This window comes from Kitasatospora purpeofusca (genome assembly GCF_042691725.1).
Taxonomy (GTDB): Bacteria; Actinomycetota; Actinomycetes; order Streptomycetales; family Streptomycetaceae; genus Kitasatospora; species Kitasatospora purpeofusca_B.
The window spans coordinates 1,796,610-1,820,194 of record NZ_CP170483.1 but is presented as its reverse complement, the minus strand read 5'-3'; the positions used below and the strand labels follow the sequence as shown (position 1 = coordinate 1,820,194).

Annotated in this window: 14 protein-coding genes; 6 read left to right on the top strand and 8 right to left on the bottom strand. The window is 72.5% G+C overall.

Annotated features, from left to right (window positions below):
* Positions 1 to 79: 79 nt before the first annotated feature.
* The 3 genes from adhP (at position 80) to ACFCLZ_RS07185 (ending at position 4,848) form a co-directional block, all read left to right on the top strand.
* Positions 80 to 1,093, top strand: a complete 1,014-nt coding sequence (gene adhP, locus ACFCLZ_RS07195; RefSeq protein ID WP_380283918.1) for an alcohol dehydrogenase AdhP — start codon at positions 80 to 82, stop codon at positions 1,091 to 1,093.
* A gap of 325 nt (positions 1,094 to 1,418) precedes the next feature.
* Entirely contained in the window at positions 1,419 to 3,986 is a 2,568-nt protein-coding gene (locus tag ACFCLZ_RS07190) for a ricin-type beta-trefoil lectin domain protein (RefSeq protein WP_380283917.1), read from the top strand.
* A 196-nt stretch (positions 3,987 to 4,182) separates the two neighbouring features.
* Positions 4,183 to 4,848 (top strand): hypothetical protein, encoded by a 666-nt coding sequence (locus ACFCLZ_RS07185; protein WP_380283916.1) that lies wholly within the window; start codon positions 4,183 to 4,185, stop codon positions 4,846 to 4,848.
* An 18-nt stretch (positions 4,849 to 4,866) separates the two neighbouring features.
* On the opposite strand, the gene ACFCLZ_RS07180 is transcribed toward ACFCLZ_RS07185, so the two are convergent.
* Positions 4,867 to 5,883: a hypothetical protein gene (locus ACFCLZ_RS07180; RefSeq protein WP_380283915.1), complete on the bottom strand. Its 1,017-nt coding sequence runs from the start codon at positions 5,881 to 5,883 to the stop codon at positions 4,867 to 4,869.
* Positions 5,884 to 5,966: 83 nt separating this feature from the next.
* Positions 5,967 to 7,175, bottom strand: coding sequence for an SLC13 family permease (locus ACFCLZ_RS07175; protein ID WP_380283914.1), 1,209 nt, complete (start codon positions 7,173 to 7,175; stop codon positions 5,967 to 5,969).
* A 160-nt stretch (positions 7,176 to 7,335) separates the two neighbouring features.
* Between ACFCLZ_RS07175 and ACFCLZ_RS07170 the strand changes: the two genes are divergently transcribed.
* Positions 7,336 to 13,236, top strand: coding sequence for a TIR domain-containing protein (locus tag ACFCLZ_RS07170; protein ID WP_380283913.1), 5,901 nt, complete (start codon positions 7,336 to 7,338; stop codon positions 13,234 to 13,236).
* Positions 13,237 to 13,314: 78 nt separating this feature from the next.
* Here ACFCLZ_RS07170 and ACFCLZ_RS07165 read toward each other — a convergent pair whose 3' ends face one another.
* From ACFCLZ_RS07165 to tsaD, 3 genes are all read right to left on the bottom strand, one after another.
* Positions 13,315 to 15,648 carry a collagenase gene (locus ACFCLZ_RS07165; RefSeq protein ID WP_380283912.1) on the bottom strand — a complete coding sequence of 778 codons (2,334 nt, stop codon included), beginning with the start codon at positions 15,646 to 15,648 and terminating at the stop codon, positions 13,315 to 13,317.
* 235 nt (positions 15,649 to 15,883) lie between these two features.
* Positions 15,884 to 18,214, bottom strand: a complete 2,331-nt coding sequence (locus ACFCLZ_RS07160) for a collagenase (protein WP_380283911.1) — start codon at positions 18,212 to 18,214, stop codon at positions 15,884 to 15,886.
* A gap of 194 nt (positions 18,215 to 18,408) precedes the next feature.
* The gene (gene tsaD / locus ACFCLZ_RS07155) at positions 18,409 to 19,476 is read right to left on the bottom strand and encodes a tRNA (adenosine(37)-N6)-threonylcarbamoyltransferase complex transferase subunit TsaD (protein ID WP_380283910.1); all 1,068 of its coding nucleotides are present in this window, start codon (positions 19,474 to 19,476) and stop codon (positions 18,409 to 18,411) included.
* A gap of 163 nt (positions 19,477 to 19,639) precedes the next feature.
* Between tsaD and ACFCLZ_RS07150 the strand changes: the two genes are divergently transcribed.
* On the top strand, positions 19,640 to 20,242 hold the full coding sequence (locus ACFCLZ_RS07150) for a superoxide dismutase (RefSeq protein WP_350541079.1): 603 nt from the start codon (positions 19,640 to 19,642) through the stop codon (positions 20,240 to 20,242).
* A 113-nt stretch (positions 20,243 to 20,355) separates the two neighbouring features.
* On the opposite strand, the gene ACFCLZ_RS07145 is transcribed toward ACFCLZ_RS07150, so the two are convergent.
* Entirely contained in the window at positions 20,356 to 21,597 is a 1,242-nt protein-coding gene (locus ACFCLZ_RS07145) for a helix-turn-helix domain-containing protein (protein ID WP_380283909.1), read from the bottom strand.
* A complete protein-coding gene (locus tag ACFCLZ_RS07140) occupies positions 21,594 to 21,920 on the bottom strand; it encodes a putative quinol monooxygenase (protein WP_380283908.1) in 327 nt (108 codons plus the stop codon). Before ACFCLZ_RS07140 ends, ACFCLZ_RS07145 begins: the two co-directional genes overlap by 4 nt.
* A 245-nt stretch (positions 21,921 to 22,165) precedes the next feature.
* Here ACFCLZ_RS07140 and ACFCLZ_RS07135 point away from each other — a divergent pair, with 245 nt between their 5' ends.
* The gene (locus ACFCLZ_RS07135; RefSeq protein WP_380283907.1) at positions 22,166 to 22,582 is read left to right on the top strand and encodes an ATP-binding protein; all 417 of its coding nucleotides are present in this window, start codon (positions 22,166 to 22,168) and stop codon (positions 22,580 to 22,582) included.
* Between the two features lie 4 nt (positions 22,583 to 22,586).
* Here the strand turns inward: ACFCLZ_RS07135 and meaB are convergent, their stop codons facing one another.
* Positions 22,587 to 23,576, bottom strand: coding sequence for a methylmalonyl Co-A mutase-associated GTPase MeaB (gene meaB, locus ACFCLZ_RS07130; protein ID WP_380283906.1), 990 nt, complete (start codon positions 23,574 to 23,576; stop codon positions 22,587 to 22,589).
* Between the last annotated feature and the right edge of the window lie 9 nt (positions 23,577 to 23,585).

Below are 23,585 nucleotides of genomic sequence, written 5' to 3'. Positions count from 1 at the left end.
GGCGTGACGTGGGATGGAGGTGAACGGGGCCCCGGGGGATCGGGAACGGCCCCGCCGGCACGAAGGGCAGGAGCAGAACATGAAGGCCGCCGTCGTCCACGACTTCACCCAGCCGCTCGTGATCGAGGAGCGCCCGGTGCCCGACCCGGCCCCCCACCAGGTACGGGTGCGGATCGAGGCCTCCGGTCTCTGCCACACCGACATCCACGCCGCGCGTGGCGACTGGCCGGTCAAGCCGAACCCGCCCTTCGTCCCCGGCCACGAGGGCGTCGGCATCGTCGAGGCGGCCGGCGCCGAGGTCCGCCACGTCCGGGTCGGCGAGCGGGTGGCCATCCCCTGGCTCGCCGACGCCTGCGGGCGCTGCGACCACTGCGTCTCCGGCTGGGAGACCCTCTGCACCCGGCAGCACAACAGCGGCTACTCCGTCGACGGCGCCTACGCCGAGTACGCCCTCGCCCACGGCGACTACGTCGTCCCCGTGCCCGACGGCATCGACCCCCTCGACGCCGCGCCGCTCTCCTGCGCTGGCGTCACCACCTACAAGGCCCTCAAGGTCTCCGGCGCCGGCCCCGGCACCCGCGTCCTGATCTCCGGCATCGGCGGCCTCGGCCACCTCGCCCTCCAGTACGCCCGGATCGCCGGCGCCGAGACCATCGCCGTCGACGTCACCGACGACAAGCTCGCCCTGGCCCGCGAGCTCGGCGCCGACCACGTCCTCGACGCCCGCGTCCACGACGTCGCCGCCGAGGTCCAGAAGCTCGGCGGCGCCCACGCCGCCATCGCCCTCGCCGTCAGCAACGCCTCCTTCCAGGCCGCCTACGCCGCCCTCCGCCGCGGCGGCAGCCTCGTCCTGGTGGCCCTCCCCGCCGAGGGCAAGCTCGAACTGCCCGTCTTCGACACCGTCCTCAACGGCACCAAGGTCATCGGCTCCATCGTCGGCACCCGCGAGGACCTCGCCGAGGTCTTCCAGCTCCACGCCCTCGGCCGCACCCGCGTCATCCGCGAGACCCGCCACCTGGAGGACGTCAACACCTGCTTCGACGAGGTCCTCACCGGCAAGGTCTCCGCCCGCCTGGTCTTCGACCTGCGCTGACCCCGCCGCACCACCACGGCGCGCGGCCCCGACCGGAACCCTCCGGCCGGGGCCGCGCGCCGTTCCCCTCGACGCGCCCGTGACCTGCGCCGTTCGCCCCGGTGGACGGCGCTCGGCGATCACGGAAACCGATTGCCAGCCCGCGCTCGAACACACTAGCGTTCGACCGCGCACCGATCGCCGAGGTGAGGTCCTGTCACCTGACGGGAGATCGGCCTGGGCATCAATCGGACAAGCCCCCTTCGTTCACCGGTCGCCCTCGTGCGGCACGTGGCGGTCGGCCCCGGGCCGAGGGGGCCCTGCTGCGAAGGCGAACTGACAGATCATGCGTGAATCCCGTCCCCCCAGAAGGCCGGGCGGCCTGCTGGCGAGAGGCCTGGCGCCGCTGTGCGCGGCCGGCCTCGTACTGGCCGCGCCCGGAGCCGCGTTCGCGGACGCCCCGACGGCGGCCGGCGCCCCCGGGCCGAACACCCCCAGCGCGATGACCACCAGTCCCCAGCCCGTCAACCCCACCGGAAACGCGTGCGGCGGCGGCACCCCCGGGTGGATCGGCCGGACGGTGCCACTGCCGGACAACACGTCCGACGTGCGACTGTCCGCATTCGCCGACTCCGCGCCGCCCGGCGCCGGCCTCACGGTCGGGTTCCACGTCTGGGACATCACGGTCGGTGAGAACAGCGAGTCCGCGGGCGGGAGCCGGCCGACCAGCCAGACCGTTCCCGCGGCCGGGGGCACCGGTCAGGCCTACGTCGGCCGCGCGCTGCAGGACGGTCACCAGTACGGCTGGAACGCCTGGTCCACCGCCGGGGGCGTGACCAGCCCCGTGACGGCGTCCTGCGCCTTCAACATCGACCTCACCGCACCGACGCTCGCGTCCATCGCGCCCTCCACGGTGTTCCCGCCGGTGGGCAGCGGCGCCAAGCCCACCGGCCGCGCCGGGGACCGCGGCATCACCGTCCGCGTCACCAGCAAGGAGCAGGTCCCGGGCGGCTGCACGCCCGGCAGCTGCGTCACCAGCGGCGTCCGCGAGTTCCAGTACGCGCTCGACGACACCGGCTCGCCCACCGGCACGGCGCGCGTCGCGGCCTCCCTCGCGGCCGACGGCACCGCGTACGCCGACGTCCCGATCAGCGTCGGCGTCGCCAACGGGGGAAGCCACCGGCTGACCGTGCGCGCCGTCGACGGCGCGGGCAACTCCGAGCCGCAGTGGGCCACCTACGACTACTTCGTTCCCGCCGGGCCGACCACCGCGCCCGTGGCGGGCGACGTCGACCTCGACGGCATCCCCGACGCCCTCGTCCCGGCCGCCGACGGCTCGCTGACCCTGGTCCGGGGCGGCAGCGCCACGGCCGGGCCCGAGACGGCCTCCCCGGCGGACCGGAGCCCCCGGCACGACAACTGGAACACCTACCTGCTGGCCCACCGCGGTGCGGTCATCGGGAGGGGCGACTCGCTGTTCGCCTACCACAAGACGGAGAAGCAGCTCTACGTCTACGTCAACGACGCGAACACGAACGGCACCGCCGGCCACTTCACCGGCACCGCCGTCCAGCTGGGCACCGGCGGCGTGTGCGACAGGGGCGTCGACGGCACCTGGAACAACATCACCCAGATGACGGCCGTCCAGCGGGGCACCGGGGGGACCGGTCTCGTCACGATCGAGAACGGCCACCTGCGCTACTACCCCTCCGACACCCTCTGCCACCTCGGCACCGGCGTCGAGCTCGGTGCCGACGGCGCCGACTGGAGCGGCTTCACCCTGGCGTCGCCCGGTGAGGTCGACGGCGCGCCGACGCTCTGGGTGCGCGACTCCGTCACCGGGGCCGTCACCGGCCTGTCCCTGCCGCTGGACGCCGCGGGCAAGCCCGTGAACGGCTTCACGCGCCTGGCGGTGCCCGCCCACAAGCCGCTGGCCTCCGCGCTCAAGGACGCCGCCGGGACGAGCCTGTGCGCCGACATCGACCACGGCTCGACGGTCAACGGCACCGCCGCCGTGCTGGGGGCCTGCTCTGACCAGGGCGCGGCCCCCGGCCAGGCGTTCACCCTCGGCACCGACGGCCTGCTGCACGTCCTCGGCAAGTGCCTCGACGTCACGGGCGGCGCCACCGCGTCCGGCTCGCCCGTCAACCTCTGGTCCTGCAACAGCAGCCCGGCCCAGAAGTGGGTCACCGGCCCCCACCCGGGCACGCTGAAGAACCCGAACTCGGGCAAGTGCCTCGACGCGCCCGGTGCCGCAACGGCGGGTGGCCGCCTGGCGATCGGGGAGTGCACCGACGGGGCGGCCCAGCGGTGGGCGGCTCCCACCGCCCTCGCGGCGCTCCCGCTCGGGCTCGCCGCAAGCGTCTTCCCCGTCCTGGACGCGCCCGGTGACATGACCTCCGACGGATTCCCCGACCTGATCGCCACCGTCTCCGACGGCCGGCTGCTCCGCTTCCTGGGCGCCGCCCCGGAGGCGGGCCTGCCCCGGTTCGCCACGCCGAAGGAGGTCGTGGAGCAGCTGCCCGGCCACAACATCAGCTCCGTCCACAACCCGGGCCGCTGCCTCGACAACTTCGGCGCGTCCGACGGCGGCAGCCTGCGCCTCTACGACTGCTGGAACGGTGCGAACCAGAAGTTCGGCTTCGCCTCCAACGGCACCCTGCGCAGCGGCGACCGCTGCGTGACCGTCCAGGGCGACCTGACCTCCTGGGGCACCTCGGTGGTCTTCGCGGACTGCCGGGCGACCAGCGGTCAGATCTGGACCTACCAGGGCGACGGCTCGCTCTACAACCCCGCCGCCGGTGCCTGCCTGGACCTGCCCGGCTGGAACGACGCCAACGGCACCGCCCTGATGATCTGGGGCTGCAGCGGCAACGCCAACCAGCGGTGGACGCTCTTCCCCAACACCGCCTGACCGGCTCCCCCGAACGCACCGCGGGCCCGCGACGCACCACGCGTCGCGGGCCCGCGGCCGTCGAGGTGGCCGTCACGGTGGCCGTTGAGGCGGCCGGGGTGAAGTGGCAACGGGAAACGGGCGGTCGGGGCGTCCCGGCGCTGGCCGTCAACTTCTTCCCGGTCCTAGCATGTTGGGCGGGGAGCTAGGGGGAGCGATGAGCCACGAACTGTTCAGGACGCTCGACCGGGCCGCCGGCCGGAGCATCGCCGAGCCCGGGCTGGACACGCTGGTGGGCGGGCTGCTGGCCCAGGTGGCGCGGGGGACGCGGGTGCTGAGGGCGGTGGCCCATCCGCTCGGGTTCTACTGTCTGCCGGTGCTGCGCGACGGCGCGCTCGGGGTCTGTGTGCACGTGTTCGACCCGGTGACCGCCGCCGGGCAGCGGGAGATCCACTGCCACAGCTGGGAGCTGAAGAGCAGCGTGCTCTACGGCCGGATCGGCAATCTGCGGATCGGGGTGTACGACGAGCCCGCCCGGCCGAGCCACCGGGCCTACGAGGTGCACAGCGACGCCGCCTCCGGGGTGGACGAGCTGCGGCCCACCGCGCGGCTGGTGCGCTGGGAGCCGCTGGCCGAGCAGACCAGCGGGCGCGGCGAGACGTACACCCTGCGGGCGGGGGAGTTCCACGCCACCGTGCTGCCGGACGGCACGCCCACCGCCACCGTGGTGCTCGGCCGCACCGTGCCGGGGCCGGTGGACGTGGTGCTGGGGCCGGTGGACGGCAGCGCCCGCCGCGTGGTGCGGCGGCTCTGCGACGCGGACCGGACGGCGCGGATCGCCGCGGAGGCGGCCAGGCGGATCGGTGGACGGGACGACGGCTGACCCGGGTGGCGGGCCGGCTCAGGCGAGGCGGCGCAGGTCCCGGTACTTCGACTGCAGGAACCTGGAGAAGTCGTCGACGTGGTCCTGGTAGTCCCGCCGCCACTTGTCGATGTCGCTCTGGGTCACCGGCTCCCCGAGTAGGCCGGCCAGGTGAGCGGCCAGGAAGTCGTCGTTCTGCTCGGGAGTGAAGCTCACCTTGCTGTTCGAAATGCCGAACCGGCGAGTCAGGTCGAGGCGGAGCGTCTTGTAGAGGAACGAGTTCGCCGGAAACCGCATGGATTCGGGCATTTCCTTGGCCTGGGACTGTGCGCCGTGGTACCAGGAGATGTAGACGGATTCGTCGAACATCTCATAGCGGTAGACCGCGGTGTCCTCGATGTACAGAAGATCGACCTGGCAGAAGCGGCGGTAGTCGAACAGTGAGACCACGCTGATGATGAGTTCATCGCGGAGTTCGGCCTCGAGCTGCTGGGGCTCCTTGCCCGCGAACCGCTCCCAGTAGACCCGGTCGGCGGCGCGCCGCCCGATCGCCCTCGCGTCGCCCGGGCTGAGCATGGCGACCTTCACCTGCTGCGGATAGTGGTTCGAGGCCCGGAGTCGAGCGGCCACATAGCGGGCACTCGGGCCGCGGAACGCGTAGAACCCGGTTTCCTCGAGGCTGCGGATCATGTCGATGTTGAACCGCTCTCCGTACTGGCCGTCCTTGGGGTCCAGCGGAGGGTAGAGCGCGTCGGGGAGGTACTCGCTGTTGCCTTGCGCGACGGTCGCCGTCAGCTCCTGGGAGTAATGGGTGAAGCTGGCCGCGAGTGACTGCTGCAGGCCCTTCTCCTGGAGACGTGAGCTCAGGACCGAGAAGATCACCGCGAAAATGACACTCGCGACCAGGCTGAGTCCGAGATTCGCGAGGATCTGGCGTGCGGTCAGGGTGCGATCCAGGTTGACGAACACGATACCGACGATCAGGGTGACCAGGCACGCCACTGTGAACGCGTAGTCGACCAGGGTCTTCGAGGTGCTCCTCGGGTTCGTCGCCATGCGCTCTCCGTCTCCCATGAGACCTGCCCCTGCGGGCAGGATGATTGACTGAACGTCAGAGTCATACCAGAGTCGCCGGCCGGTCACCTGCCGCCGGTCAGCGCCAGCGCCGCCGTCGCCAGCGCGACGCCGCCCAGCGCCAGGACGGCGCTGGTCGCGGCGACGCCGCGCAGCGGCACGCGCAGGCCCGCCGAGCGGCAGCGCTCGTACCAGAGCAGGGTGGCCAGCGAGGCCCAGGGGGTCACCAGCGGGCCGACGTTGGTGCCGATCAGCAGGGCCAGCAGCTGGGTGTGGTTGCCCTCCGGCACGGCGGCCTCGCCGGCCAGGTACACGGGCAGGTTGTTGAGCAGGTTGGACAGGCCCGCGCCGACCGCCGAGGCCCGGAAGAGGCCGAGGGTGCCGCCGTCCGTGCCGATCGCGTCGGCCAGCAGCCGGTGCAGCCCGTGCGCGTCCACGGCCTGCACCACCAGGAACATGCCGGGCACCATCACCAGCAGCCGCCAGGGCACCAGCGAGGCCCGCAGTGCCTCCGGCCGGCGCACGGCGAAGGCCGCGACCACCACGGCCGCCGCCGCGCCCGAGGCCGCCCAGAGCGGGACCACCGCCGCCAGGCTGGCGGCCAGGAAGCCGGTGCAGGCCAGCGCGCAGATCCGGAACAGCGCCCGGTCCCCGGGCCGGTGCGCCTCGGGCGGCAGGTAGCCGTCCGCGCCGCGCCGTCCGCGCCGCCAGTAGAAGCCCCACAGGCAGGCCATGGTGACCAGCAGCGCGGCCAGTTGCGGCGCCCACATGGCGCGGGCCAGGCCGGCGGGGGAGAGCGCGACCCGGTCGGCGGCCAGCAGGTTGGTGAGGTTGGAGACCGGGAGCAGCAGGCTCGCCGTGTTGGCCAGCCAGACCGTGGTCATCGCCAGCGGGAGCGGGGCGATGCCCACCCGGGTGGCCAGCGCCAGCATGACCGGGGTGAGCAGCACGGCGGTGGTGTCCAGGTTGAGCACCGCCGTGGTGAGCGCGGCGAAGCCGACGCAGAGCAGGAACAGCGCGGGGTAGCTGCCCCGCCCGGCCCGTGCCACCCAGGCCGCGACCACGTCGAACACTCCTGCGGCGCTGGTGAGTTCGGCGAGCACGATCACCGAGCCGAGGAAGGCGAGCAGCGGTGCGATCCGCTGGACGGCGGCTCCGGCGGAGTCCGCCGGGAGGAGCCCGGTGGCGAGCAGGAGCAGGCCGCAGGCGAGAAGTCCCGCCGCCAGCAGGTCCAGGGGGTGCAGCCGCTTGACGGCGGGCCAGTACGCGAACACGGACGTCAGGGTCGCACACGAGGTGTTGCCGGTCGAGGCCGCGGGTCGCACGGAAGGGCGGACTCCGCACCCGTGTTCGAGGAACGGCGACCGAAAACCACCCGGATCCGTTGCGGTGAAACAGGGTTGAGCCTCTCCGGATCGGTCATAAGCTCCTCCCATGGGGGCTCTTGACACGAGCCCGGGTGGCCCCGGGCCGATCGACTTCTTCATCAGCTACTCTCCGGCGGACGAACGCTGGGCGGCCTGGATCGCCTGGACCCTGGAGGAGGCCGGCTACCGGGCCTTCCTCCAGGCCTGGGACTTCGTGCCCGGCACCAACTTCGTCGACTTCATGGACCGCGGCGTGACGGAGTCCGCCGCCGTCATCGCGCTGCTCTCGCGCAACTACGAGCGGTCGCGCTACGGCCGGATGGAGTGGCAGGCCGCGCTGCGCGCCGATCCGGACGCCCCCGAGCGGCGGCTGGTGACCGTCCGGATCGAGGACATCCCGGTCGACGGCCTGCTCGCCACCCTCACCTACATCGACCTCGTCGGCGTCGCCGAGCCCGCCCGCGCCCGCGAGCTGCTGCTCACCCGGGTCGCCCAGGCGATGGACGGCCGGGCCCGCCCCGACCTGGTCCCCGGCTACCCGGGCAACGGCAGCGGCGGCGGCAGCGGCAACGGCAGTGGCGGCTCCGGCGGCCCCCTCCGGGCCCGGACCGCCGTCCCCGCCGCACGCCAGGTCGAGGGCACCGGCCGGGCCGGACGCCGCCGCCCCACCGTCCAGCCCGAGTACCCGCAGGACGCCGGCCGCCCCGGCGGACGCGAGGCGGTCACCGTCCTGCACCTGGCCGGGCCCGCCTTCGGCAGCGGCCACGACCCGGTCGACCTCCAGGCCGCGATCTGGGGCGACCTCGTCGAACTCGCCGACGCCGGCGCCCCCACGCCCGAACTCGTCGTCGTCACCGGCGACCTCACCGCCTCCGGCAGCCCCCGCGAGTGCGAGCAGGCGCTCACCTTCCTCACCGGCATGCGCGCCCTGCTCGGCCTCGAACCGCACCGGGTGGCCGTCCTGCCCGGCGGCCAGGACGTCAACCAGGCCGCCTCCCGCGCCTACTTCGCCACCTGCGAGGCCGACGAACTGCGGCCCGCCCCGCCGTACTGGCCCAAGTGGCGGCACTACGCCCGGCTGTTCCAGGAGTTCTACCAGGGCCTGGACGTGGTCTTCGACAGCGCCCAGCCGTGGACGCTCTTCCCGGTGCCCGAACTCGGCACCGTCGTCGCCGCGCTCAACTCCTCGATGGCCTGGACCCACCGGCCCGAGGACCGCTACGGCTGGCTCGGCCCCGAACAGGCCGCCTGGTTCGCCCAGGCGCTGCGCCCCTACGAGAACGACGGCTGGCTGCGGATCGGCGCCGTGCGCCACCCGGTCACCCCGGGCTCCGGCGTGCGCTCCGCCAACCTCGCCCCCGCCCGTGCCCCCCGGGGCCCGGACGCCGAACCGCTGCGCGACGGCGACCGGTTCACCCGGCTCACCGCGCCCCGCCTCCACCTGCTGCTGCACGGCCCGGGCGAGGGCCGCACCGCCCCGCGCACCCTCACCACCTCGGCCGGCGAGCTGCCGGTGTTCGCCGCGGCCGCCCCCGGCGCCCACCAACTGCTCCAGGTCACCCGCGAGGGCCTCACCCGCTGGCCCGCCCCCGCCGCCGAACGCCAGCGGCTCACCGCGCCCTGGCAGCGCGCCGGGCGCGTCTTCCCGGCCCCCGTGCCGGCCGCGCAGGCCGGCCCGCCGCAACTGGAGGAGGTCCGCGAACCCGCCGACACCGACCACGAGGCGCGCGCGCTCGCCACCCCGGAGGAGGCCCTGCTGGCCCGGGTCGCCGAGGTCTGCCGCACCCGGCACCCCGGGGCCCAGATCCGGCCCGTCGCCGGCACCGCCACCCAGCTCTTCGTCACCTGGGCCGAATCCGGGCTGGTCCGCCAGCAGCGGGTGGCCGCCTGCGTCGGCACCCCCACCGAGGAGGAGGTCGAGCGCTTCGCCGACTCGGTGCACGCCGACGGCGCCGCCCTCGACGCCGAACTCGTCCACGACGGCCCGCCGCCCTCGCGCGAGCTGCGCGACCGGGCCCGCCGCCGGGGCGTGCGGCTGCGCAGCTTCCTGGAGTTCCAGGGCCTGATCGACCTGCGCGGCCACGTCGCCGCGCAGACCGAGCGGCTCGCCACCGACAGCCAGTACCACCCCGGCCTCTACCTGCCGCAGCGCTACCGCGACACCGAACGCCCCGGCGCCGAGGAGCGCGACGGCCTGGTCGAGGAACTGCTCCGGCTGCTCGACTCCGATCACGGCCGCTTCGTCCTGCTGCTCGGCGACTTCGGCCGCGGCAAGACCTTCGCCCTGCGCGAGCTCGCCCGCCGGCTGCCCGCGGAACTCCCGCACCTGTCCCCGCTGTTCATCGAGCTCAGCGCGCTCGACAAGGCGCACTCGCTGGACGGCCTGGTCGCCGCCCACCTCACCGAGCACGGCATCGACACCCTCGACCTGCGGGCCTTTCGCTACATGCTCCGCCAGGGCCGGGTGGTGCTGCTCTTCGACGGCTTCGACGAACTCGTCAACCGGGTCAGCTACGAACGCGCCGCCGACCACCTCCAGGTGCTGCTCGACGCCGCCGTCGACAACGCCAAGATCGTCGTCACCAGCCGCACCCAGCACTTCAGCTCCCACGAGCAGGTGCTCACCGCGCTCGGCGAGCGCGTCGGCCTGCTCCCGCAGCGCCGGCTCATCGCCGTCCAGGACTTCACCCCGCACCAGATCCGCGGCTACCTCGGCAACCGCTACGGCAACCAGGAAACCGCCGACCGCCGGATGCGCCTGCTGGAGGCCATCCCCGACCTGCTGGCCCTGTGCCGCAACCCCCGCCTGCTCAGCTTCGTCGCCGACCTCGACCACGACCGGCTGCGGTCCGTCGCCGGCGCCGGCCGGGCGCTCAGCGCCGCCGGCCTCTACCAGGAGGTCTTCACCGCCTGGCTGCGGTTCGAGGAGCAGCGCGGCCACGGCGGCCCCGGCGCCGCCCCCGGCCTGCACCTCGACCAGCTCTGGCAGGCCGTCACCCTGCTCGCGCTGCGGCTGTGGGAGAGCGGGCGCAGCTCCATCCCGCTGGACGAGATCGTCGACATCGCCGGCGTGCTCAACGGCCTCGCCGAGAGCCGGATGCCCACCCCGCAGGTCGCCCACGCCGTCGGCTCCGGCAGCCTGCTGGTCCGCTCCGACGAGGGCATGTTCCACTTCATCCACGGCTCCGTGGTGGAGTGGCTGGTCGCCCGGGCCGCCGCCGAGGCGCTGCTGCGCGGCGACGCCACCCTGCTCGGCCGCGGCCCGCTCAGCCGGCTCGCCGTCGAGTTCCTCTGCGACCTCGCCGACCACCAGGTCTGCCAGCGCTGGGCCCGCTCCGTCCTGGACGCCCCCGAGACCGGCTCCGAGGCGGCCCGGCTGAACGCCGTCAAGGTCCTCGACCGGCTGCGCGTGCCCGCCCACACCGACCTGCGCGGCGCCACCCTGGCCGGCGAGGACCTCTCGCACCGCGACCTGTCCGGCGTCGACCTGTTCGGCGCCGACCTGCGCGGCGCCCGGCTGCTCGGCGCCGACCTCTCCGGCGCCGACCTGCGCGGCGCCCGCCTCGCCGGGGCCCGCCTGGACTCCGCCGACCTCAGCGGCGCCGACCTGCGCTTCGCCGACCTGCACGGCGCCCGGCTGATCCGCACCGACCTGCGCGGCGCCCGGCTGCGCGGCAGCCGCTGGCAGCGGGCCGCGCTGATCTCCGCCGTCACCGACGAGGAGGTGCTGGCCGCCCCCGAACTGCGCGCCGCCGCCATTGCCCCCGGCCTGCCCGTCGAGGCCGGCTTCAGCCCCTCCGAGGTCGGCGTCCCCTACGGCTTCGACGTGCGCTCCACCCGGCTGCCCGAACCCGTCGCCTTCAGCCGCGACGGCCACCTGCTCGCGGTCGGCTCCGAGGACGGCAGCGTACTGGTCTGCGACGCCGTCACCGGCATCGCCCTGCGCACCCTCAAGGACCACATCGGCCGCGTCTACGTCGTCAAGTTCGCCGGGGACGTGCTCGCCACCGGCAGCGCCGACGGCACCGTCCGGCTCTGGGACCCGGTCTCCGGCGAGTGCCGGCACCGCCTCGACGTCCACCCCGGCGGCGTCTGGCCGGTCTCGCTCGCCCCCGACGGCCGGATGGTCGCCACCGGCGACCTCAACGGCGTCGTCACCCTCTGGGACACCGCCACCGGCGAGCCGCTGCACCGCCTGCCCGGCCACGCCGCGCCCGTCTACACCGCGGTGTTCAACCCCGACGGCACCGTGCTCGTCACCGGTGACCAGGGCGGCGGCGCCCGCCTGTGGTCCACCGCGAACGGCCGCCGGCTCGCCGTCCTCCCCGGCCACCGCGGCACCGTCTACCGCTCCGCGTTCAGCCCGGACGGCACCCTGGTGGCCACCGCCGACGGCGGGCCGGACGACGGCACCGGCGGCACCGTGCGGATCTGGGAGGTGGCCGGCCGCCGGCTGCGCCACAGCATGTCCGGCCACGCCGGGCGGATCTACACGCTGGCCTTCCACCCCGACGGCGACCTGCTCGCCAGCGGCGACACCGAGGGCCAGATCCGGTTCTGGAACCCCCTCGACGGCACCTCCGTCGGCCGGCCCGAGGACTCCACCGGCAAGATCTACCAGGTCACCTTCGACGAGGCGGGCACCCGGTTCGCGGCCAGCGACAGCGACGGCGGGGTCCGGGTCTGGCGGGTCGGCGCCGAGGGCGCGGGCGCCGCGGGGGCGGTGGGCGCCCGCGAGGTGGTGCCGCTGCGCCGCCAGCCGCCGGAGCACCGGGGTTCGGTCTGGGCCTGCCGGTTCCGGCCCGGCTCGGGCCGCGGCGGCGCGGAGAGCGACCCGCTGCTGGTCACCGGCGGCAACGACGGCCGGGTCCGGCTCTGGGACCCGGCCAGCGGCCGCAGCCGCCAGCTGCTGCGCGGCCACGGCCGGCGGATCGGCTCGCTCACCTTCAGCGGCGACGGCAGCCTGCTCGCGGCCGGCGGCAACGACGGGGCGGTCCGGGTCTGGGACCCGTCCACCGGCCGCCGGCTGCGCGAACTCTCCGGCCGCAGCAGCCGGTTGGTCTCCGCGGTGTTCAGCCCGGAGGAGGCCGTGCTGGCCACCGCCACCAACGACGGCGACCTGTGCCTGTGGAACGCCCGCACCGGCGAGTACCTGCGCGAGATGGACGTCGAGACCGAGCACGTCTGGGCGGAGGCGTTCAGCGCCGACGGCGTCCTGGTCGCCACCGCCAACGACGACGACACCGTCCGCATCTGGTACCGCCGCACCGGCGCCCACCTCACCACGCTGCGCGAGCACCGCGGCCGGGTCCGCTCCATCGCCTTCAGCCCGGACGGCCGGCAGCTGCTCACCGGCTGCGACGACACCAGGGTGCGGGTCTCCGACATCGCGACCGGCCGGGTGGAGGCCGAACTCGACGGCCACACCGACCGGGTGTACGCCGTCGCGCCGTCCGTCCACAGCGACTGGCTGGCCAGCGCCTCCTGGGACGGCACCGCGCTGATCTGGGTCGACCGCACCGTCCGGCACCGCCTCACCGGCCACGTCGGCCGGCTGTGGACCGCCGCCGCCCACCCGCACCGCCCGCTGCTCGCCACCGCCGGCGACGACCGGGTGGTCCGCGTCTGGGACCCGCTGGCCGGCACCGAACTGGTCGGCCTGCGCGGCCACACCGGCCGGATCCTCGCCGTCACCTTCAGCCCGGACGGCTCGCTGCTGGCCAGCGGCGGCGAGGACGGCACCGTCCGCCTCTGGAGGGTCCCCGCCGACGGCCGCCCCACCGCCCTGGCCACCCTCCTCGGCGCCCCCGACGGCTGGGCCGCCCTGCTCCCCTCCGGCGCCTACAAGTGCGAGGGCGACGTGGCCGGCGAGTTCTGGCACGCCGTCGGCATGTGCCGCTTCGAACCCGGCGAACTCGACACCCACCTCCCCGGCCTCCACCGCCTCCCCCTGGAGGAGGAGCTGTAGGGAATTGCGGGAACGAGGACGGGGCCCCGCCGTTCGCACACCGGCGGGGCCCCTGGGGGTGGTGCTCTCGGGTGCTGCCTACTGGTACTGGACGGAGAGGGTGGCGCCGGCGAAGTCCTGCTGGGCGGCGAGGCTGAAGTAGGCCCACCCGGCGGGCGGGTTGGTGATGGTCAGCGTCTCGCCGTTGCCGGCGTTGGTGGACTTGGCGAGGGCGTTGGCGGTGGTGGCCCAGTTGGAGCCGCCGTAGTAGAGGTCGGCGTTGCCGGTGCCGCCGCTGCTGGTGATGGTCAGCGTCTTGACGCCGGCCGGCAGGTTGACGAAGTGGTAGCTGTAGTTGCCGGTGGTGGCGGCCAGGTTGTCACGGCGGCAGTTCTTGTCGAACTGACGGGTGTCGGGGATGGTGCAGACCGGGACGGTCGGGGTGACCGGGCCGGTGGGGGCCTCCGGGAGCGGGCCGCAGTCGTTGCTCGCGCAGGCGTCCAGCCAGGTGTTGAAGTCGGCGTCGTAGCGGGTGCCGATGTCCTGCTTCAGGAAGGCGCGGGCACCGTTCCAGTCGGCGGCGCGGTACTTGGTGAGCACGGTGTCGACGTCCGCGCGGTGCTTCTGGAGCATGTAGCGCACGGCCAGCCAGCCCCAGCGGTAGACGCGGTTGGTGTTGACCTCCGCGCTGGCGGTCTGGTCGTAGACGGTGTCGAACAGCTCGCTGAGCTTGTAGGCCTTGGTGGCGGCCAGGTCGATCGCCTTGTCGTTGCGCTCGTTGCGGTAGGCGGCCGAGATGTTCTCGGCGATGCCCTCGACCCACCAGGTGGTCGGGGTGAGCTCGCTGGCCGCGAAGTCGCCGCCCATGTTGTAGCGGCCGTCGAGGTAGTGGGTGTACTCGTGGTTGAGGTTCCAGATCGAGAACGTCGAGGTGTCCCACCAGACCTCATGGGCGATGAAGCGGGCCTGGTTGCCCGGCTTGCTCGGGTCGCCCTCCTCGTACATGCCGCCGTTGTCGACGTCGATGTCGTAGAAGGCCCAGGCGTACAGCTTGTAGTGGTACTCGTCGTTGAAGACGACGACCTCAAGGTTGGTGTTCACGTCCCCGGGGATGACGCCCTGGTCACCGATGATCTTGTGGAAGAAGGGGTTCTGGTTCACCAGGTTGGTGCAGGTGGAGGACAGCTGCCAGGGGGACATGTCCTGGGCCCGGATCTTCAGGTCCGGGTTGCAGGTGTACGTCGTCGGGAGGATCACCGGGATGAGGCGGGCGCCCAGGTCGCAGATGCCGTAGTCGGCGCAGTGACCCTTGTCGAACTGGCGGGTGGCCCAGCCCAGGTTCATGGTGATCGGGGCCGTCGGGCCGGTGTTCGGCCAGCGGGTGATCAGGTCCTTCAGGATCGGCCGGAGCCGGGGCTTGAGCTCGTCGACCTTCAGGGCGTAGCCGAGGTAGCGGCCGGTGTTGCTGACGAGGGTGTCGTGGTTCAGCACCGGCTCGTTGCGGGTGATGAAGCCGGCCCAGGCGTCGACAATGGTGGGGTCGGCCCGGAGTGCGGCCTTCCAGCCGGTGGTGTCCTTCTTGTCCTCGAAGCCGTCCTTGACCATCGGGTCGAACCGCCGGACGGTGGCCTGGAGGCGCTCGGGCGCGGTGAGGCCGTCGTAGGTGGAGAGCAGCCACTTGTAGACACCGGCGTACCGGCCGAGCGTCGAGGTCTGGTCGATGAACGTGGCCGTCTCGATGAGGAGCGCGGCGTTGGCGTTGGTGGTGTCCTTGCTGTGCGGGGAGGCGAAGAACGCGTCCAGCGCGCCGTTGGCCGCGGCGGTCAGCGTCGGGCCGTAGGTGCCGACCACGGCCGGGTAGTTCGACTGCACCCAGTAGGCGGCGCGCAGGAACAGCAGGAGCTGCCCGATGTTGGTGCTGTTGTCGCCCGGGTAGGCGGGCGAGTCGTCGCGCAGCGCGTTGGCGACGGTCACCAGGTTGGACTCGCGGAAGGCGGTCGCCGCGTTGTCCCCGGTGAGGTCGAACAGCGGGTAGGTGCACTCGACCTTCGGCAGATCCTTGAGCTTCTGGACCAGCGCGCTGCCCGTGGCGCTGATCAGCTCGGAGAGGTCGGTGGGACAGCTGTCTGCGGCGGCGGCCGAGAAGCCCTTGGCGGCCGGGGCAGGCGCGGCGGTCGGGGCGCCGAGTGAGCGCTCGTCCCGGTCGTTGTCGTCGGCGGAGAGCTTGAAGGGGTGCGTCCGTCGGATGTCGGGCTCGGGGAACGGGATCGACCGGGGCGCCGAAGAAGAGGTGGTGCCGGCGGCGGCAGGGGGGCCCGCGGGGGCCGGGGCGGCCTGGCTCTGCGGGGCGAAGAGGCCGATCGCGAGGAATAAGGCGGTGCCGAGCGCAGGGACTCTGCGTGCGGTGGCGGCGGACATGCGGAAGGAACGCATCTGTGGGGGCCTCCGGGCCGTCGGGGCCGTGTGTTTTGGGGCACACGGTCTTCGATGTGTGACATGTAAAATGGCACACGTCACACTCCGCTGGGAAGATCGCGGACCGAAGAATTGTTCGCCGCAACCGAAACGTTGTCAGTTCGTTTGCCGGCCAAGCTCCGAGGGGGTGTGCGCGGGCATGGGAAGGGCCCCGCCGGATGTCCCGGCGGGGCCCTGCGCGTACGGAGACTGCTTACTGGTACTGGACGGAGAGGGTGGCGCCGGTGAAGCTCTGCTGGGCGGCGAGGCTGAAGTAGACCCAGCCGGCGGGCGGGTTGGTGATGGTCAGCGTCTCGCCGTTGCCGGCGTTGGTGGACTTGGCCAGCGCGTTGCCGGTGGTGGCCCAGTTGGAGCCGCCGTAGTAGAGGTCGGCGTTGCCGGTGCCTCCGCTGCTGGTGATGGTCAGCGTCTTGACGCCGGCCGGCAGGTTGAGGAAGTGGTAGCTGTAGTTGCCGGTGGTGGCGGCCAGGCCGTCACGGCGGCAGTTGTTGTCGAACTGACGGGTGTCGGGGATGGTGCAGAGCGGGGTGGTCGGGGTGACCGGTCCGGTCGGCGCCTCCGGCAGCGGGCCGCAGTCGTTGGTGGCGCACTTGGTCAGCCAGGCGTCGAAGCCGGCGTCGTAGCGGGTGCCGATGTCCTGCTTCAGGATGGTGCGGGCGCCGTTGAAGTCGCCGGCACGGTACTTGGTGAGCACCGCGTCGATGTCGGAGCGGTGCTCCTGGAGCATGTAGCGGACGGCCAGCCAGCCCCAGCGGTAGACGCGGTTGGAGTTCTCGTCGGCGTCGGCGGTCTGGCCGTAGACGGTGTCGAACAGCTCGCTGAGCTTGTAGGTCTTCTTGCCGGCCTCGGTGATCGCGTCGGCGTTGCGCTCGTTGCGGTAGCCGTAGGAGATGTTCTCGGCGATGCCCTCGACCCACCAGATGGTCGGGGTGGTCTGGCTGGCCTCGAAGTCGCCGGCCATGTTGTAGCGGCCGTCGAGGTAGTGGGTGTACTCGTGGTTCAGGTTCCAGATCGAGAACGACGGCCGCAGCCAGGACGCCTCGTGCGCGATGAAGCGGGCCTGGTTGCCCGGCTTGCTCGGGTCGCCCTCCTCGTACATGCCGCCGTTGTCGACGTCGATGTCGTAGAAGGCCCAGGCGTACAGCGAGTACTGGTCGTAGTCGTCGAAGGCGACGACCTCGAGGTTGGTGTTCACGTCGCCGGGGATGGCGCCCTTGTCACCGATGATCTTGTGGAAGTAGGCGTCCTGGTTGATCAGGCTGGTGCAGGTCGAGTCCAGCTGGCCGGGGGACATGTCCTGGGCCTTGATCTTCAGGCCGTCGTTGCAGACGCGCTGGATCGGCAGGATCACCGGCATGAGGCGGGTGCTCAGGTCGCAGATGCCGTAGGCCGCGCAGTTGCCCTTGTCGAACTGACGGGTGGCCCAGCCCAGGTTCATGGTGATCGGGGCGGTGGGGCCGACGTTCGGGTAGCGGTTGATCAGGTCCTTCAGGACCGGCCGCAGCGTGGTCTTCAGCTCCGGCACGTCCAGGGCGTAGCCGAGGTAGCGGCCGATGTTGCTGACGACGTCCCAGCGGTTCAGCTGCGAGTCGTTGCGGGTGATGAAGCCGGACCAGGTGTTGAGGAGGGCGGGGTCGGCCTTGAGGGCGGCCTTCCAGCCGGTGGCGTCGGTCTTGGACTCGTAGGCGTCCTTGAGGACCCAGTCGAACTCCGACACGGTGGCGGTCATCTGGGCGGGCCAGGTGTTGCCGTTGTAGTTGGCGAGCAGCCACTTGAACACGCCGGCGTTGCGGCCGAGGGTGTCGCTCTGGCCGATCACCTTGACGACCTCGACGAGGAGCGCGCCGTTGGCGTCGGTGACGTCCTTGCCGTGCGCGGAGGCGAAGAAGGCGTCCAGCGCGGCGCCGGTCGCGCCGTTCAGCGCGGAGCCGTAGGAGCCGACGAGCGCCGGGTACTTCCACTGCACGTAGTAGCCGGCGCGCAGGAACAGGACCAGCTGACCGATGTTGGTGCTGTTGTCACCCGGGTAGGTGGCGGAGGCGTCACGCAGGGCGTTGGCGACGGCCACCATGTTGGCCTCGCGGAAGGCCTTCACGCTGTCGCCGGTGACGTTGAACAGCGGATAGGTGCAGTCGACCCGCGGCAGGGCCTTGAGCTGCTGGACCAGCGCGCTGCCCGTGGCGCTGAGCACTCCGGAGAGGTCGGGACAGGGGTCGGCGGCCGCGGCCGAGAAGCCCTTGGCGGCCTTGGCCGGCTGGGTGGCCGGGGCGGCCGGCGGGGCCAGCTCCTCGGTGCTGTCCTGAGCGGAGAGCTTGAAGGGGCTGGTGCTCTTGGCGTCGGGAGACTTGGGCACCGGGATCGATCGCGGCGTCGACGAGGCGGCGCTGGTGCCGGCCGGGGTCGCGGCGGTGCCGGCCGGGGCGGCCTGGCTCTGCGGGGCGAACAGGCCGAGTGCGATGAAGAAGGCGGCACCGAGCGCAGGAAGCCTGCGCGCGTTGGCCTTGGAAATCCGGAAGGGACGCATCTGTGGGGGCCTCCGGGGCCGTTCGGGGTCGCGGTTTGGGGGACCGCGGCCTCTCGATGTGTGACATGTAAAATGGCACACGTCACAGTGCGGTGGGAAGATCAAAGATCGAAGAATTGTTCGCCGCAACCGAAACGTTGTCAGAGGACAGTCGTATGGGGCTTTTGTTCCGGACCTGACGACCTCGCGGGACCTCAGGCGGCCCGCACCGTCGCCCGCGGGGTGAGCGCCGCGAACTCCAGCGGCGCCGACGGGTCGACCGACAGGTCCGCCGGGGCCGGTGCGGCGCCGGCGCGCACCAGCAGGTCGCCGACGGCCGCGACCATCGCCCCGTTGTCCGTGCACAGCCGCAGCGGCGGCACCCGCAGCGCGATCCCGGCCGAGGCGCAGCGCCGCTCGGCCAGCTCCCGCACCCGCGAGTTGGCGGCCACCCCGCCGACCACCACCAGCGTTCCGATCCCGTGGTCCAAGCAGGCCCGGACGGCCTTGCGGGTCAGCACGTCGGCGATCGCCTCCTGGAGCGCGGCGGCCGCGTCCGGGACGTGCGGCTCGGTGCCGGCGGCCCGCTGCGTCTCCACCCAGCGGGCGGCGGCGGTCTTGAGGCCGGAGAAGGAGAAGGCGTACGGGGGGTCGGCCGGCCCGCTCAGGGGGCGCGGGAAGCGCACCGCGCGCCGGTCGCCCTCGCGCGCGGCCCGGTCGATCGCCGGTCCGCCGGGGTAGGGCAGGCGCAGGATCCGGGCGACCTTGTCGAAGCACTCGCCGGCCGCGTCGTCCAGGGTGTCGCCCAGATGGACGATCGGGTCACGGGCGAGGTCGCGGACCAGCAGCAGCGAGGTGTGCCCGCCGGAGACGACGAGCACCACGCAGGGGTCCGGCAGCGGCCCGCCGTCGAGCGTCGCGGCGGCCACGTGCCCGGCCAGGTGGTGCACCCCGTAGAGCGGGACGCCGAGCGAGAAGGCGTACGCCTTGGCCGCCGCCACGCCGATCCGCAGCGCCCCGGCCAGGCCCGGACCGGCCGTCACCGCGACGGCGCCGACGTCGGCGAGGGTCAGCCCGGCCCGGTCCAGCGCCTCCCGGACCACCGGCGCCATCGCGTGCAGGTGCGCTCGGGCGGCGATCTCCGGCACCACGCCGCCGTAGCGGGCGTGCTCGTCCATCGACGACGCCACCGCCTGTCCGAGCAGCACGCCGTCGCGCACCAGGCCCGCGCCGGTCTCGTCGCAGGACGACTCGATGCCCAGCACCACCGGTGCGTCGGTCATGGTCACTCACCCTTGCCGCTCATTACACACTGCCGCGCCCATTGTGCCCGACACGGCGGGAGGAATATGCAGGAGCCCCTTGTGTGTTCTTGCAACTGATACGCAATAGTGTTGTCCCGGCACGATCGTCATCGTTGAACCCGCCGAAAGGGGCCGTGTCCTGATGGGCACCTACTCGCTTCCCGACCTGCCGTACGACTACTCCGCGCTGGAGCGCGCGATGTCCGCGGAAATCCTGGAGCTGCACCACTCCAAGCACCACGCCGCGTACGTCAAGGGCGCCAACGACACCCTGGAGCAGCTGGCCGAGGCGCGTGACAAGGAGCAGTTCGGCGGTCTGGTCGGCCTGCAGAAGACCTTCGCCTTCCACCTCTCCGGCCACGTGCTGCACTCGCTGTTCTGGCAGAACCTCTCCCCGGAGGGCGGCGACCGCCCCGAGGGCGAGCTGGCCGACGCCATCACCGAGCACTTCGGCAGCTTCGAGGCCTTCAAGAAGCAGCTGACCAACGCCACCACCGGCGTGCAGGGCTCGGGCTGGGGCATCCTCTCCTGGGAGCCGCTCGGCGGCCGCCTGATCGTCGAGCAGGTCTACGACCACCACGGCAACGTCGGCCAGGGCACCACCCCGCTGCTGGCCTTCGACGCCTGGGAGCACGCGTACTACCTGCAGTACAAGAACGTCCGCCCCGACTACGTCACCCGCCTGTGGGACGTCGTCAACTGGCAGGACGTCTCGGCCCGCTTCGCGGACGCCAAGAGCGCCTGACCCAGGGCAGGGCAGGTAACGGAGGGCCCCCGGCCGGTGCGAACCGGCCGGGGGCCCTTTCGTCTCGATCGGGAGGTTCAGGTCACGCGGACGGTTCCGGCTCTAAGCCCCCGTCACTCTGCGGCGTTGGCGCGTTTGGCGAGCTTCACCAGTTCCGGCGGTGCGCTCCGACCCGCCAGGAGGATGAGCTCGCGGATGGCCGACCGGGCCGCCAGGTGGCTCCGGACACTCTCAGGTGCCAGCTCCTCGGCCCGGAGGAGGCAGTCGACGGCCTCCCCGAGGTGGCGCCTCTGCGCGTGGGCCCTTCCGAGGTCGACCAGCAGCCGTGACCGCCGCTCGGGCGAGAGCCGACCCGCATCGATCCGCTTCCCCAGGTCCAGCGCCTCGCCCGCGTCGCCGAGGTCGATCGCCGCCGACACCGCCTGGATCTCGACGTTCGTGGGGCCGAACTCCAGATTGAAGTCGTTGCGATCCTCGCCGAGCAGCGCCGCGACCTCTCGCGCGTCGGCGAGTTCCTTCCGGGCCTGCTCGCGTTGGCCGGCGCGGGCGGCGGCCAACGCGAGGACCAAGTGGAGCGAGCCGAGCACGGAGAGGGCTTCCGGCGAGGGTGGTCCGGCCGCTGAGATGTATGTCTGAAGGGCCGTCACACCCCTCCCGGCCACGTGTTCCGCCTGGTCCAACCGCCGGAGCCGGACGAATGCGTGGGCCAAGCGGTAGATGCCCGCGAAGACTTGAAGAGGCTCGCCGGACTGCTCCGCGGCCCGGATCGCCCGATCGGCGGCCACCCAGGCCGCATCGGCCTCGTCCTGGCGGACGAATGCTGCCGCGACCGCCTGATACGCCTGGCTGAGGAGGAGCTGAAGTTCCGGCCGCTGCTCCGGGGAGGCGGTCCGTGTGGCGGCTTCGAGTCGGGGCAGGGTATCGGCGACAGCTGTGCTGAGCTCCGCGAATCGGGCGTTGTGCGTCAGATGCCAGAGCTGCGCCACAGCGGTGGCCAGCTCGGTCGCGTCGGGTGCTGTTACGGCGGGGTTCTCGTCGAGCACGGCATCGAGCGCGGGGTGCCCTGAGAGTGCGAGCCGGACCAGGTCGAGGTCGTTGACCTGATCCGAAGTCGGCGACGCGGATCGGGTGGGCGACGGGGCATCCGGCCTCAGCGTCTGGACGGAGACGCCGAGGCCGTCAGCGAGCAACTGGAGTACATCGAGACGTACGACCGGCTGGATACCGCGCTCGACCTGCGACACCCAGCTGGCGGTTCGGTTGACGGCTGCGGCGAGCTGGTCCTGCCGCATGCCACGCGCCTTGCGGAGCTGGGCCACCCGGGCGCCGAACGCCCGTTGTTCCTCGGGACTCACCGGCCGGACCTGTCGGCGGACGGTCCCTTGCCGTCGATCTCGTCAAGGAACGTGACCTCGAACGATTCGAGGTGCTGGCCGCGCTCGGCCAGGAATCGGCGGACGTGAGGCTGCCGTTCGTGCTCCTCGAACGCCTCGCGGTCCGCGTACAGCTCGTAGAAGACCCGGACGCGCGGTTCGTCGGGCACGGCGTGATTGACATAGACGAGAGTGCCGGGCTCCTTGGTGCGGATCCCTTCGAGTGCTTCCCGAGCCAGTTCGTCGAAGGCGTGAGCGGCCGTCACATCACGGGCGACGAAGCGTACAACGAGGCCGAATCCCATGTTCTCCCCTTCCTGGATCGGTCGAGTCTCGCACGACTCGGTGAAGAACTGCGAGTAGCAGAGATTCTTGACTCACAGTTTTTCTGCGACTACTTTCGGTGTTGCAGTCGTGGCGGAGAGCCACGAACGGCTCCCTTTCGCTGCCGTCTTCCGGCAGTGCTGTCCATCTGTGGTGGTGGAGGATCGATGGGGTGGAATGTGACCGTCAGCCCGCTCAGCAGTGCCCGGTTCCCGGTTCCGCTGGAATGGGGGCGCCGCCGGCACCGGAGGCGGTGCCGGCGGCGCGGTGGTTGGTGGGGGCGATCGTGCGGGAGTGGGGTGTGCCGCTCGCGGACGACGTGTTCAAGGACCTGGAGCTGTGCGCGAGTGAGGTGATCGCGAATGCGCTGCTGCATACCAAGGACCGCTGTGCCGTGACCGTGTTGCGGCGGCCGGGGCGGCTGCGGGTCGAGGTGACCGACAGATGCCCCGCGCTCCCGCGGCGGGAGCGCGGGGCCGAAGCGACGGGCGGGCGTGGGTTGTTGCTGGTGGAGGCGCTGGCCGGGGCGTGGGGCTGGTACCCGCAGGTGGACGGCAAGGTGGTGTGGTTCGAGTTCTCCGAGCAGCGCGAAGCGCCGTGCCCCCACGGGTGGGGCACGGCGCTCGGGCTCGTGGTGGCGTAGTGGCTCAGTGCAGGCCGAAGGCGTCCAGGATGGTGTCCGCCGCGAGGGTGGCGGTCAGTTCGCCCTCGCGGACGCGGCGTTCGAGGTCGGGGAGCAGGCGGGTCACGTCCGGGTGGGCGTGGAGGCGGGCGAGGAGCTGGTCGTGGACCATCGCCCAGGTCCACTCGACCTGCTGGTCGCGCCGTTTGGCGGCCAGCGCGCCGGTCGCGTCCAGCACCTTGCGGTGCTGCTGGAGCCGCTCCCAGACGACGTCCAGGCCGCTGCCGTCGCGCCCCGAGCAGGTCAGCACCGGCGGCGTCCACGGGGCGTCCGGGGCCTGCAACAGCCGCAGCGCGCCCGCGAGTTCCCGGGCCGCGCCCTTGGCGTCCGTCTCGTGCGGGCCGTCCGCCTTGTTGACCGCGATGACGTCGGCCAGCTCCAGCACGCCCTTCTTGATGCCCTGCAACTGGTCGCCGGTGCGGGCCAGTGACAGCAGCAGGAAGGAGTCGACCATGCCGGCCACCGTGGTCTCCGACTGGCCGACGCCGACCGTCTCGATCAGCACCACGTCGTAGCCGGCCGCCTCCATCACCAGCATCGACTCCCGGGTGGCCTTGGCGACCCCGCCGAGCGTGCCCGAGGTGGGCGAGGGGCGGACGAAGGCGTTCGGGTCCACCGCCAGCCGCTCCATCCGGGTCTTGTCGCCCAGGATCGAGCCGCCGGTCCGGCTGGACGTCGGGTCGACGGCCAGCACCGCGACCCGGTGCCCGAGCCCGGTGAGCATGGTGCCGAAGGCGTCGATGAAAGTCGACTTGCCGACTCCGGGCACGCCCGTGATGCCCACCCGCACCGCACCGCCCGCGTGCGGCAGCAGCGTCGTCAGCAACTGCTGCGCCAGCGCGCGGTGGTCCGGCCGGATGGACTCGACGAGGGTGATGGCCCGCGCGATGTACGCGCGCGAGCCCTCCCGCACGCCCGTCGCGTAGCTGTCGAGGTCGATCGTCCGGGGCGCCATCGGATCAGC

Coding starts and splice junctions, on each gene's coding strand:
- ACFCLZ_RS07190 (WP_380283917.1), top strand. CDS start 1,419: ATGCGTGAATCCCGTCCCCCCAGAAGGCCGGGCGGCCTGCTGGCGAGA.
- ACFCLZ_RS07150 (WP_350541079.1), top strand. CDS start 19,640: ATGGGCACCTACTCGCTTCCCGACCTGCCGTACGACTACTCCGCGCTG.
- ACFCLZ_RS07160 (WP_380283911.1), bottom strand. CDS start 18,214: ATGCGTCCCTTCCGGATTTCCAAGGCCAACGCGCGCAGGCTTCCTGCG.
- tsaD (WP_380283910.1), bottom strand. CDS start 19,476: ATGACCGACGCACCGGTGGTGCTGGGCATCGAGTCGTCCTGCGACGAG.
- ACFCLZ_RS07185 (WP_380283916.1), top strand. CDS start 4,183: ATGAGCCACGAACTGTTCAGGACGCTCGACCGGGCCGCCGGCCGGAGC.
- ACFCLZ_RS07165 (WP_380283912.1), bottom strand. CDS start 15,648: ATGCGTTCCTTCCGCATGTCCGCCGCCACCGCACGCAGAGTCCCTGCG.
- meaB (WP_380283906.1), bottom strand. CDS start 23,576: ATGGCGCCCCGGACGATCGACCTCGACAGCTACGCGACGGGCGTGCGG.
- ACFCLZ_RS07140 (WP_380283908.1), bottom strand. CDS start 21,920: ATGGGATTCGGCCTCGTTGTACGCTTCGTCGCCCGTGATGTGACGGCC.
- ACFCLZ_RS07180 (WP_380283915.1), bottom strand. CDS start 5,883: ATGGCGACGAACCCGAGGAGCACCTCGAAGACCCTGGTCGACTACGCG.
- adhP (WP_380283918.1), top strand. CDS start 80: ATGAAGGCCGCCGTCGTCCACGACTTCACCCAGCCGCTCGTGATCGAG.
- ACFCLZ_RS07135 (WP_380283907.1), top strand. CDS start 22,166: ATGGGGGCGCCGCCGGCACCGGAGGCGGTGCCGGCGGCGCGGTGGTTG.
- ACFCLZ_RS07170 (WP_380283913.1), top strand. CDS start 7,336: ATGGGGGCTCTTGACACGAGCCCGGGTGGCCCCGGGCCGATCGACTTC.